Raw genomic sequence first — 12,146 nt, 5'->3', positions numbered from 1 at the left:
AAAAAGAAGTCTGTACGGTATCCCAAAAACCATACTATCAGAGTCTGAGAGACCAATAATCATTGCTATTCAATAGATTATAGAAGACACCATAAATTTTGGCCCATTTAATGCTTCCCTAGCTGGTAATCGCGCTAAAACCTTAGACAGCGCTTTGAATATACCTTTGACACTTTAGTATAGCTGCCATGAAAATTTTTCTACAACGATGCTGGATAGTGCCGCTAGTTCTATTACTCAGTGCCTGTAATGGAGGCTCGTCTGGCAAATCTTCGCCCCAAAATCATCAACCTGTAGCCAATGCAGGTGAAGACATGACGGTCACCGAAAAACAATTAGTGACCTTAGACGGTTCTGCCAGCCATGACCCAGACGAAGACGATATAAACTACAAGTGGATTCAGGTTGACGGTCCCTTCGTGGAACTCAGCTCAGACGAAGATGACTCACCGAGCTTTATTGCCCCTGACGGAAGTACAACCCTGCGCTACCAGTTACACATTAGCGACGGGATCAACTCATCTGTCCCTGATACCGTCACGGTAACTGTACTAGAACAAGCTGACAACAACACCCACTCTAATCCTGATAGCAGTTCTGACCCTGACACCGGCTCTGACCCTGACAGCGGCTCTGACCCTGACAGCGGCTCTGACCCTGACAGCGGTTCTGATCCTGACAGCGGCTCTGACCCTGACAACGGTTCTGATCCTGACAGCGACTCTGACCCTGACAACGGTTCTGACCCTGACAACGGTTCTGACCCTGACAACGGTTCTGACCCACAGACCTCAAATACACAGCCTATCGCCCATGCAGGTGATGACCAAAACGCTAACGGGAACAGCTTGGTCACGCTGGACAGTTCTCAAAGTCTTGATTCTGATGGCGACACGCTAAGTTATTTATGGACTCAAGTTAGCGGCCCAAGCATAACACTCAATGATACAAGCATCGCTTTTCCCAGCTTTGTTGCACCCAATATTGACGCTAACTACGTCTTTTCCTTGCATGTTAACGATGGTCTTGAAAGCTCCGAAACTGATGAGGTGAGTATTACAGTCACTGCAATCAATACTAATCAACCCCCTATGGCCGATGCGGGCCCTGACCAACAAGCAAACGGGAATGACATTGTCGTCGTTAGCGGCGCAAATAGCACCGACCCGGAAGGAAGCAGCCTGAGCTATACCTGGCAACAGGTTTCCGGCCCTGTGGTTACAGTTCTAGATTCAGAGCAAGCTCAAGCTTCATTCATAGCACCGGAAAATGGTGGCGAAATTGAGCTTAGCCTAACCGTCAATGACGGCGAGTTAAACTCTGTAAGCGATAGCATTATTATTTCTGTTCAAGCTATCAGCACTGCATTGGTCGCTCACGCAGGCGCTGACCAAACAGTCAGAAGCAATACATTGGTTTCACTAGATGCCAGTGAAAGTACTCATAGTGAGCACCTGAGTTTAAGTTACGCCTGGCGTCAGACAGGTGGCCCAAGCGTCATTCTAAGCTCGGTGTCAGAACTACAACCACAATTCCAGGCACCTGAAACTGATTCGACTAGCACCCTTATCCTGACTTTCTCATTGGTAGTCAGTGATGGCGAAGCAAATTCTGCGGCTGACGAAGTGGTAATCAGTGTCAGCAATGCCAATTCGGCACCTTTCGCCAATGCGGGCCTATCTCAAAGCACTGAAGGCGGAGATTCTGTAACACTGGATGGAAGCCAAAGCAACGACCCCGAAAATGACACGCTCACTTACGAGTGGTCACAAACTGCAGGGCCAGACGTTGAACTGAATGATAACACCTTGGTCTCACCCAGCTTCGTGGCGCCAACGGAGGGTGGAGAATTGCAGTTTTCACTTATTGTCAATGACGGTGAACTATCTTCGGAAATCTCATTCACGAATATTTCAGTGATGCCTGCAAACAATCCTCCTATCGCCAACGCCGGTGTCGACCGATATGTTGGCAGTCTCTCTATTGTGGCACTAAAGGGCAGCCGAAGCCTCGACCCTGAAGACGACCCCTTAAGTTATAGCTGGCTTCAAATAAGCGGCCCTGAAGTAAGCTTAAGTGATGAGACAGATGCTAACCCGGTATTTGAAGCTCACACTGATGGAAGATTGGTATTTTCATTAGTGGTTAACGATGGCCAACTCGATTCAGAACCGGACCTGGTTAATGTCGTGGTCGGCCCAATACCGGCGACTAATATTCGCGTAAATGGAACCGGTATTACCTGGGGAGCAAGCTACCCTAGCGGCAATAACCTAGACTGTTCCGGGGAAGCCATCGACCAACAGGATTGTTCCTTAGGTCGGGAGCTAACACATAACGATGATAGCGATGGTCGTGCAGGCTTCAGCTTTTTAAAGTTCGATGAGGATGGCGTTGAAACGGATAGTTCAGATGCTGAATGGAGCTGCGTTCAAGACTCTGTCACAGGCTTAATGTGGGAAGTAAAAAGTGAAGGCAACGAAACACCAGGAGACGAAGGTTTAAATGACGCCGATGATCGTTACAGTTGGTACAATACTGACGCAAGCTCAAACGGTGGTTCGGAAGGTTTTGCAGATAGCAGAGGAGAGCAATGTTTTGCCTATAACGAAGACGAACCGGCTAGCTACTGCAACACCGAAGCCTTTGTTAACCGTATGAATGAAGCCGGCTGGTGTGGCTATGCCGACTGGCGACTACCTAATCGCAAAGAGCTGCTCAGTATCGTTGATTACGGTAATGCTAAACCCATGCTCGATACTGATTACTTCCCTTCCAATGCAGCCTTAACCTGGACATCTAGCCCTTTTGCACTCGGTACAAGCAGTGCCTGGGGAGTAAATTTTTCTCATGGTAACTCTTATAGCCTCGATAAACGCAATGTAAACCAGGTACGACTAGTAAGAGGTGGTTATGAATAAATATATTTGCTTAGGGCTTCTAACACACTCTTTGCTTTCACTTCCTGTCCTGGCACAGGAATGTAGTAGCGATACCATTGCCGAAACGACGCCTGCAACACAATTTGTTATTCACGGAGACGGCACCATTACCGATACCAGCACGGCACTAATGTGGAAACAATGCTTGGAAGGTTTAAGTGGCACTCAGTGTAATACCGGCATTCTCAACGAGCAGAACTGGTCAGGAGCTCTTCAGATCCCTCGTAATATAAACGCGACAGGAGGTTTTGCAGGCTACGCCGATTGGCGCCTTCCCAACCAGGCAGAGTTAGCCTCTCTGCTAGAAGACCAATGCGTTGAGCCAAGTATTAATGCGACGGTTTTCCCCAATACTGCCAACAAGTTTCTCTGGAGTGCGTCACCTGACTACAACAATGATACGGCCACATGGTTCGTGGACTTCAAACATGGCGCAACAGGTACCATCACCAGAGAGCAGGCTTGGCCAATTCGTTTAGTTCGAAGCGTTCAATAGTTTAATCTAATGGAATGAGGAACGATCACGCGATCAAAGCTAAGGGCAGCTGCCAACAGCCTTGCTTAAACCGTGTATTTAGATATTGTCTCAAGCAAGACCGCATTATCAAAAGGTTTACCAACAAAGGAAGTAAAACCTTGATTCAAATACTGTTCGGTTTGTTCAGGAAGAACATTTGCTGTAAGAGCAATAATGGGTAAATCTTGCCTTCGTAATTGTTCCCGAATAATCTGACAGGCTTGCTCGCCATCCATAATAGGCATTTGAATATCCATTAAGATCAAGTCGATATCTTTCGCCTCAACACTGGCAACAGCTTCTTCACCATTATCCGCTATCTCAACCTGATAACCCGCTTTCTTAAGAATTTCTTCAGCGATCATTTGGTTAATTTTATTATCTTCAACCAAAAGCACGCATACATCAGCAGGCGCCTTAACTTTTCTCAACAATCTTTCTGTCTCTTTGCCGAGTACTGTTTTCACCTCAAGCTTTGCTTCCTTAACAACAGGAAGATCCAAGGTAAATTCAAAAGTAGAGCCACTGCCCACTTGGCTTTCGACCTTTAACTCTCCTCCCAGCAAATCCACCAATCTCTTGCTGATAGATAACCCCAGACCTGTCCCGCCATATTTCCGGGTCGTAGAGGCATCTTCCTGCTTGAAAGGCATAAACAAGTCTTTCGTATCGTGAATACCAATGCCGGTATCACTCACCGAAAACCGAACACCGCACCGACCTTCACTTTCATCCAATTTAGCATCACAGCTAAGCGCTAAAGTCACCTCACCCTCTTCGGTAAACTTGACTGCGTTGCCGCATAGATTCAATAAGACTTGCGATAAACGAAGCTCATCCGTTCTAACATAAACGGGTAAAGCCTCATCCAAGACTACCTTAAAGGCGATTCCTTGCTGATCAGCAGCAGGTAACATTAGAGACTCAATATTTCTAGCCAGCTCACTCAATTCAAGCTCTACTTCCTCCAACTCAATCATATTCGATTCGATCCTATTGAAGTCGAGAATTTCATTGAGAATCTTCAGTAGCATTTCTGAAGATCGCATGACTTTTTCCAAGTAGTCTCTCTGCTTGTCATCTAAATCAGTTTCGAGGCACAGTGAAGTCAGGCCAATAATTCCATTCATAGGCGTCCGTACTTCATGAGACATATTGGAAAGGAATGTAGTCTTCGCCATGTTTGCCTGTTCAGCTTCTTTAAGCGCACTTTCCAAATCTTCAGTTCTCTGTAAAACCTTACCCTCCAGGCCTTTATTAAGTTCAATCACCTCTTGTTCTCTTGCGACCACATCAGAAATATCTGTATTCGATCCAATAATTCTCAGGGTTCTTTTCTTGTCATCGCGAACAGCCATACTGCGTGACAAAATTGTGACCAACGAGCCATCTTTTTTCAGCATTCGGAAACGGCACTGACTGGTGTCAGCCTTTCCCTTGATAAGGTCAGAAAAGAGCGTATTTATTTGATGACGATCTTCAGGGTGAACGTGTTTCTGAAAGGCCTTCGTATCATTTTCAAGCTCATCATCCTGATAGCCAATAATCGCCTTCCAACGAGGCGATAGATACAGAGAATTAGCCAATATATCCCAATCCCAAATACCGTCATTCGAGCCCTGCACAATAAGTGAAAATAGCTCTTTGCTATCGCGTATTTTCTTCCGCTGCGTATCGACGGTATCGTAAAGAGAAAAAATTGCTTTCGATAAAACCTGGAGCTCTTCTGTATTAGTAACAATGCTTCTATCGACTGACTCACCAGCAGCCAAACGGGAGATCTTGTCGAGAAGCTGAGCAACAGGCTGGGAAAAATACTTTACCAAGAAAAATCCGGCGGCAATAATTAGAATAAATGCCGAAAACAAAATAACGAAAGTGTTCTCTAAGGTTTTTCTAACAGGCGCTAACATCAAGTGGTCTTCAAGCGCGACACCGATGCTATATCGACTACCAGGAATAGGCTGGTGAGCCTCCCCTCCTAGATCAAGCGCCCTCATTCCGGCATTCCCCGTGATCATCTCGTTACCAAGAGCGTTTAATTTAGGGTTATGTTCATTTAGGATAGAGTACTTACTGACGGCCTTTTCACCCTGCTCATTTAAGACAAAGTCGCCTTGATCATCACGTAATAGTTGAATGATCTTATTTTCGTCCCAGTGATACCAGTAAGTTCCGTCATTCGCAACCAGCATCACCTTGGCACTTCCCTGGACACCAGAAAAACTTTCTTTAACCAAGGTTTGAACCCGATCATGGATATATTCCCAGGGAATACTCAGCCCCAACATCCCCCTTACTATCTTACCTTTATCCTGAATAGGAGCCGCAATAACAATCTGCTTAACCCCCGTCGTAAAGGAGATCATCGAGTTAGAAATATAGGCTTCAGGCGAATCAGGATCTTCAGGGTGAATACTCACCTGCCAATAGTCGCGAGAGCGAATATTTTTAGGCTTCGAGTCTGGTTATTTATCATCAAAGGTTCGAATCCCTCCTTGTAGCAGATTCGCACCAGAAGTGTTATAGAAATGTCCGTTGGGTAAACCAATAATGAACTTCTCAAACTTAGGTTTCAGGAAGGTCAATTCACGCTTTAGATAAGGCATGAAGGTTTCGAACTAAAGGCCAGAAAGCTCTGCAGAACGAGCGTATTCCTGCACCAATGACTCACCATGGTCAAACTCAAACTGAAGACCATTAGCAACGAGCATTAAGCTCTTCTGCGCAATTTCTACGGTAGACTCAGTAACTTGTGCCTTGCTGTGAAGGTAGGTTTGAAAGGATATCACCAGCGAAGGCAATAAGCCGACAACTAATAGAGTAAGTAGAAGCTGATCTCGAAACTTGTACATGTGACACTTTCCTTACCTGCTCTAAAACAACTCAATTGAAGACGGGTAACTTCCTTTCAAACATTGTGCTCACGTCCTAATACTTATCACTGTGCTGTGAGCGCTTGCCTATCACTGCTAAGGCTGCAACTCGGTATGCTTCGGCTAGTGTCGGGAAGTTAAATATGCTCTCGACAAAGATATCGACATCAGCATTTGAAAGCATTGCCATCTGACCAATGTGAATAAGCTCGGTTGCACCTTCGCCAACGATCTGAACACCGAGAATCTTTTCGCCCTGAGGGTCACATATGATCTTCAGCATACCATCACGTATTCCATTAATCTGACCACGAGAGATCTCTTCAAAATTGGCTTTACCAATCACAATACCGTCACCATGCTCTTTCTTAGCTTGCTGCTCAGTCATCCCAACAGCCGAGAGTTCAGGAATTCCATAGATACCCGAGGGGATCATCTTACTCATTGGACCCACTTCAATTCCTAAAGCATTACAACTCGCTCGTCGTCCCTGCTCCATTGACGCCGAGGCCAATGATGGCGGGCCAATGACATCGCCTGCCGCATAAATATGCGGGACTTGGGTTTGCAACATATCATCAACCGATATATTGCCAAACTCATTTAACTCCAAACCAGCATTGGCAATCTGCAGGTCCTTCACATTTGCTACGCGGCCAGCGGCACAAAGAAGCTTCGCAGATCTAACAATAGTCCCGTCATCGCATCGCGTGATGACTTCAGATAAGCCATCCCACTCAACAGTTTCAACGTTCTTCTCACCTAACCATGTGCCACCCATTTCCTGAAATGAGTCGACAAACTTGGAGGTTAAGTCACCATCCATAAAGCCCAAAGGCAAAGGATACCGGTCAATCATTGTTACCTTAACGCCAAGCGCCTGGAAGATAGAGGCATATTCACTAGCGATAACACCACCACCGAGAACAGTGAGGCTCTTTGGCAAATACAACATTGTTAGGATTGAGTCAGAATCAAAAATATTTTCATGATCGACAGGGATATTATCTGGCTTACGAGGGATCGAGCCGGAAGCAATAACAAAGCTACTGGCTTCAATTTGTTCAGCTTCGCCGCGCACTTTTGTTACCTCGATAACATTCGGCGATACAAACTTGGCCCGGCCGTGAATACGTTCGATATTATTGCGTTCAATCTGATTTACCATAAAACCGTCGTGCGCTTTCAATACCCGATTCAAGCGGTCGATCAGTGTCGACATCTCGGTATCTTCAGCTAATTCAAACTGACATAAGGCCGCATTCTCTCGCATCTTTTTAACACGTAAGGCGTTCTCACGAAGCGTCTTGCTGGGGATCGTTCCTCTGTGTACACATGCACCACCCAACCATTGATCCCGCTCTATAAGAGCGACACTCTTACCACCTTTGGCTGCCTGTACCGCTGCTTTTTGCCCTGCAGGACCACTACCAATAATCACTACATCAACTTGTCTCATGAACGAATTGCCTCCAGACCACTCTTCACGATGTCGTGTCTTTCCTTCAAAAGCTCCAATTCATCTTCATATAAATTCAGATCTGCAAATACGGTATCTTGCAAAGCTGTATCTATCGCAGCTTCTTCACCCGATAACATTGCTTGAGCTAACTTAGCAGCACCATTAGTCACCATCGCTTGGTCACGATTGCTTTGGGCATTTTGATAGTCAGCATAGTAATGAACAGATTCCTGAACGATTGCGGGCATTTTCCATTTTCTGACCACGACTTCGCCATATTTCACATGATAAGCAGATTCGATTACCCCTACTTCATCTAATGAAATAGATACGTCATGCCATTCCGAGTAGTCAAAGATGGTCTGAAGGATAACCGGTTTGCCAATGCTATGAAGCAAACCGCATAGAAAGGCGGCTTCGACATTTTTCTTGGCAACTCGCGCAACCTCTTTTCCCCAAAAGGCTGTACATAAAGCATGGTCCCATATTTCATTAATACGGTTTTCGTATGTGGGCGCTTTAAATATTTTCGTATTAAGAGAAGCTGCCAAAGCAATTTCTGTAATCAGAGACAGACCGAGCCTTGCCACAGCTTGTTGCAGAGAAACCATTGAGGCGTTGGGTGTATATGCGGCTGAATTAGCAATGCGCATCACATGGCCAGCCAAGGCCTGGTCACTTTGTATGAGTTTGGCCAACTGTGCGGCATCAGAATCTGGATCATTCGATAAAGCTAAAACCTGGTTTGCCACATCCGGCAGCATCGGCACTTCGATTTTGTTATCGCTTAGATTATCAATATATTTCGCAATAGCTTGCGCTTTTGGGCTTAAATCTGAAATCGGGCTGCTCACACAACTACTCCACTGATTATTGTTTTTATTTAGTGTAGACCAGCGTTGGTGGGATAGCAGGGATATTGGGAAATAACGAAGGATGTAACAGCTTTGTGTAATTAGTGAACAATTGCAATAGCTGAGCCTAATTCCTTGAGATTATAACTAGCTCGCCTATTATACGCGCTCATTCAAACAACCGTTTCAATTCCAGGAGCTCTATGAAGAAGTTTAGTATCTTGTCGTTGCTACTTTCTTTGCCCATTATTCTACCCTTCAGCTTGGCTTTATCTTTTTCAGCCTATGCGGATATTTCCCGTTCAGCCTTTATTGAACAACTCGACTCCGCCAATTGCACACAAGTCCCTCCCGAAATATACCTGGATACCCAAAAAGCTCATTTCGATTTCGCCAACGCTCTAAGTCTCTCCTGGATTTCACTTACGACGCTAGGAGAGAATTCTATTTCCGCTGAAGAGTTTGAACAACAATGGCAGCTACGCAACTTAGAGATCATCGACAACCCAGAGACCAACCTGCGTATATTGCTTGCTGATTATAAAGATACAATGCTCATTACCTATAGATACACGGATAGTAACAAGGAGTGGCTTTACAATTCCGATGGGACTTCAGACGATTTTGAACATAGCTTTACACTAGGTGAAAAAACGCATCACGGCTTCTCTCAAGTATTAAGCTCAGAGTGGGCATCGCTATTGGCAAGCGTTAGAGCACGAAAGGGTCAAAGCAACAAACTATGGGTATTTGGCCATAGCTTAGCCGGCGCACTGGCGCAACTAAGTGCAGCAGGCTTCGAGCAAGAAGGTATTCACGTTGATCAGGTCTACCTGTCAGGCTCGCCCAAAGTTGGTAGCCCTAAGTGGGTTGAAAAAGCTCAAGTTCTTCTCGCTAACCGAGTGCATAGAGTGGTGTATGAACAAGACCTTATTGCCCGCTTACCGGTAAATCAACAGGCACTGAACGAGTTTAAGTCGATATCCAGCATTGCTCCAGACTTTATCGCGAATTCGATGAACGAAGCAAACAGCCTGATGAACTTCGATACCCTAGGTAGGCAGATCTCACTCGACCACTATGCTAACTATGTTGAGTGGAACGAAAGTGACTCTGTTTCATTGGAACAAATATACTGGTTGAACCTAGCAGATGATCTTTCAATTGCTAAACATGCTTCCTTAAGCCCACTTGATCAGATAAATAATATGACAAGTGTCATTTCAGCTAATACAGAAGACCATTCACAACTAAAAGATGATGGCTACTTCTGTGCAATGATAGCCGCGCTGGAAAATGAACACTAAAGTGACTCGGCTCAAGCCAAAGTGCTTTGAATACACATTTGCGGCGATCTTCTACTAAACTAATAAGGATATAATTAGTTTTGGAGCCTATTTCTTGATTGCAAATCGTGAACAGCTTGTAGAGTCACTTGAAAAAAGTAAAAGCTATCAACACCAGCATCTTGGGCAGATATTACTGCAAACCGGCATTATCACGTCAAAACAGTTAAGCACCGCCCTGCATAAACAAATTGCTGAGGGCAAGAAAGAAATGCTAGGGCATATATTGCAGCGCTTGGGCTACGCTAGCGACCACCAGGTTCGCAATGCACTTTCCTGCTGTCTGGAGATACCTTTTATTCAGCTCGCCGGGTTTGACGTTGATGAACATGCGTTGCAACTAGTTCCTGCCGAGTTTGCCAGAGCACATGCTGTTATTCCCCTCATGGCTCACAAAGATCGCTTAGTCGTGGCGATGGAAGACCCGTCTGATAACGAAACCATCAACCTACTGCATTTTTTATCTGAACAAGTCATCGAGCCGGTATTGAGTACCGCAAGTGATATAGAGTACGCAATTTCTCAATATTATGGCTCAACCGATATTGATGATGTTCTAAAGGATATGCCCAGCACCAGCTTGAGCAATAGCTGGGAAGCTCAACAAGCTATAAAGCTCGCATCAGATAAACCAACCGTTAAGCTAATACATAATTTGATCGCCGATGCGGTAACCCGCAGAGCATCAGACATACATATCAGGCCCAAAGAAAAAAGCGTTGATATTCTCTACCGTATTGATGGCAGTCTGCTAAAAATACGCAACTTTGATATTAAAATGTTGCCTGCCGCTGTTGCCCGTATCAAGATTATCTCAGGAATGAATATCGCTGAGCATCGTTTGCCTCAAGATGGTCGGACCAAAATCACTAGCAAAGATAAATCGATTGATTTGCGCGTATCGATCATGCCGACTATTCATGGAGAAAGCGTAGTAATCCGTCTCCTCGATACTTCGACCAGTATCAATAATATCGATGCCATAGGATTCAATGAAAAAGACTCGGAACTGTTTACCCAACTCGTTAACAAAAGCAGTGGCCTGATTTTAGTGACCGGCCCTACTGGCTCCGGAAAAAGCACCACACTTTATGCGGCACTCGAATCCATCAAACAACGTGAAATCAATATCATCACCGTTGAAGATCCGGTTGAATTCCATATCGATGATATTCTGCAAATCCAGGTCAACAATGCCATAGATTATAGCTTTGCACGTGCACTCAAAAATATTCTTCGCCACGACCCAGACGCCATTATGATCGGTGAAATACGAGATGAAGAAACAGCTAAAATGGCAGTAGAAAGCTCACTTACAGGGCATTTGGTGTTATCAACCTTACATACCAACAGTGCCGCTTCGACCATTACCCGTCTACTTGAAATCGGCGTACAAGCCTATCTCCTAAATGCAACGCTACTAGCGGTACTGGCTCAAAGACTTGTTAAACGGAATTGTCCTCACTGCCTGGAAGAAGAGCAGGTATCCCCTATTGTACGGAAAGCTTTGGGTCTGAGTGAGGATGAAGTATTCTATCAGGGCGCTGGTTGTGATAACTGCCATATGACAGGCCATAAAGGCCGTGTTGCAGTATATGAACTGTTGACACTATCACCCGATATTCGAGACATGATCAAGCCAAAAGTAAGTGCGACAGATATCGAAAAAGCCGCAATCGAAAATGGCATGACGCCTCTTACTGATCATGCACTGCATATTGCCCGACAACAGCAAACCTCATTGTCAGAAGTGTATCGGGTAAGACTGGGATAACCTCAAACCTTACTCAGACGCCTCATCCAAAGACAACTTGCTCAAGACAATGACTGCTTGTGTACGGTTACTCACGCCTAATTTTTTAAATATCGCCGTAATGTGCGCCTTCACAGTTGCTTCAGTCACACCTATTTCATATCCAATTTGCTTGTTCAGCCAGCCTTCCCTCAGGAAGCAAAGTACTTTGTACTGTTGAGGGGTCAATGAAGCAATCTTGGTAGCCAGGTCCATCTCTTCTTCATCGATTCGCCTTAGGCGGCTGCGCACTTCTTCAGGCACCCACTTCTCACCCTCAGTCACGCACTGCAATGCTTCATAGATAGTTTTTGGCGACGCTGATTTAGGAATATAAGCGCTTGCACCATGACCAAT

Annotated in this window: 10 protein-coding genes; 4 read left to right on the top strand and 6 right to left on the bottom strand. The window is 45.2% G+C overall.

Annotated elements, in window-relative coordinates; all coding sequences use genetic code 11:
- Positions 1-188: 188 nt before the first annotated feature.
- Together A3735_RS23695 and A3735_RS23690 are read left to right on the top strand one after the other, a co-directional pair.
- On the top strand, positions 189-2,921 hold the full coding sequence (locus A3735_RS23695) for a DUF1566 domain-containing protein (RefSeq protein WP_082865241.1): 2,733 nt from the start codon (positions 189-191) through the stop codon (positions 2,919-2,921).
- Positions 2,914-3,438, top strand: coding sequence for a DUF1566 domain-containing protein (locus tag A3735_RS23690; protein WP_068511867.1), 525 nt, complete (start codon positions 2,914-2,916; stop codon positions 3,436-3,438). Before A3735_RS23695 ends, A3735_RS23690 begins: the two co-directional genes overlap by 8 nt.
- Positions 3,439-3,503: 65 nt before the next feature.
- On the opposite strand, the gene A3735_RS23685 is transcribed toward A3735_RS23690, so the two are convergent.
- The 5 genes from A3735_RS23685 to A3735_RS23670 form a co-directional block, all read right to left on the bottom strand.
- Positions 3,504-5,882 (bottom strand): ATP-binding protein, encoded by a 2,379-nt coding sequence (locus tag A3735_RS23685; protein WP_068553622.1) that lies wholly within the window; start codon positions 5,880-5,882, stop codon positions 3,504-3,506.
- Between the two features lie 45 nt (positions 5,883-5,927).
- The gene (locus A3735_RS29840; RefSeq protein WP_156490449.1) at positions 5,928-6,068 is read right to left on the bottom strand and encodes a hypothetical protein; all 141 of its coding nucleotides are present in this window, start codon (positions 6,066-6,068) and stop codon (positions 5,928-5,930) included.
- 12 nt (positions 6,069-6,080) lie between these two features.
- Positions 6,081-6,314, bottom strand: coding sequence for a hypothetical protein (locus A3735_RS23680; protein WP_068511862.1), 234 nt, complete (start codon positions 6,312-6,314; stop codon positions 6,081-6,083).
- Positions 6,315-6,390: 76 nt separating this feature from the next.
- Positions 6,391-7,794 carry a Si-specific NAD(P)(+) transhydrogenase gene (gene sthA, locus A3735_RS23675; RefSeq protein ID WP_068511859.1) on the bottom strand — a complete coding sequence of 468 codons (1,404 nt, stop codon included), beginning with the start codon at positions 7,792-7,794 and terminating at the stop codon, positions 6,391-6,393.
- The gene (locus A3735_RS23670; RefSeq protein WP_068553621.1) at positions 7,791-8,651 is read right to left on the bottom strand and encodes an HDOD domain-containing protein; all 861 of its coding nucleotides are present in this window, start codon (positions 8,649-8,651) and stop codon (positions 7,791-7,793) included. Before A3735_RS23670 ends, sthA begins: the two co-directional genes overlap by 4 nt.
- A 203-nt stretch (positions 8,652-8,854) precedes the next feature.
- Here A3735_RS23670 and A3735_RS23665 point away from each other — a divergent pair, with 203 nt between their 5' ends.
- Together A3735_RS23665 and A3735_RS23660 are read left to right on the top strand one after the other, a co-directional pair.
- Positions 8,855-9,958, top strand: a complete 1,104-nt coding sequence (locus A3735_RS23665) for a lipase family protein (protein ID WP_068511852.1) — start codon at positions 8,855-8,857, stop codon at positions 9,956-9,958.
- Between the two features lie 94 nt (positions 9,959-10,052).
- A complete protein-coding gene (locus A3735_RS23660; protein WP_082865379.1) occupies positions 10,053-11,771 on the top strand; it encodes a GspE/PulE family protein in 1,719 nt (572 codons plus the stop codon).
- A 9-nt stretch (positions 11,772-11,780) separates the two neighbouring features.
- Here the strand turns inward: A3735_RS23660 and A3735_RS23655 are convergent.
- Positions 11,781-12,146: response regulator transcription factor (locus A3735_RS23655; protein ID WP_197486004.1), on the bottom strand; the 366-nt coding region annotated here is incomplete at its 5' end.

This window comes from Oleiphilus sp. HI0061, from assembly GCF_001635675.1.
Note: the sequence above shows the minus strand (reverse complement) of the source record. Positions and strands in the feature narration are given on the sequence as shown.

Bases quoted from the DNA above. Each gene is read 5' to 3' on its own strand.
- A3735_RS23695 (WP_082865241.1), top strand. From the start codon at position 189: ATGAAAATTTTTCTACAACGATGCTGGATAGTGCCGCTAGTTCTATTA.
- A3735_RS23690 (WP_068511867.1), top strand. From the start codon at position 2,914: ATGAATAAATATATTTGCTTAGGGCTTCTAACACACTCTTTGCTTTCA.
- A3735_RS29840 (WP_156490449.1), bottom strand. From the start codon at position 6,068: ATGCCTTATCTAAAGCGTGAATTGACCTTCCTGAAACCTAAGTTTGAG.
- A3735_RS23680 (WP_068511862.1), bottom strand. From the start codon at position 6,314: ATGTACAAGTTTCGAGATCAGCTTCTACTTACTCTATTAGTTGTCGGC.
- sthA (WP_068511859.1), bottom strand. From the start codon at position 7,794: ATGAGACAAGTTGATGTAGTGATTATTGGTAGTGGTCCTGCAGGGCAA.
- A3735_RS23665 (WP_068511852.1), top strand. From the start codon at position 8,855: ATGAAGAAGTTTAGTATCTTGTCGTTGCTACTTTCTTTGCCCATTATT.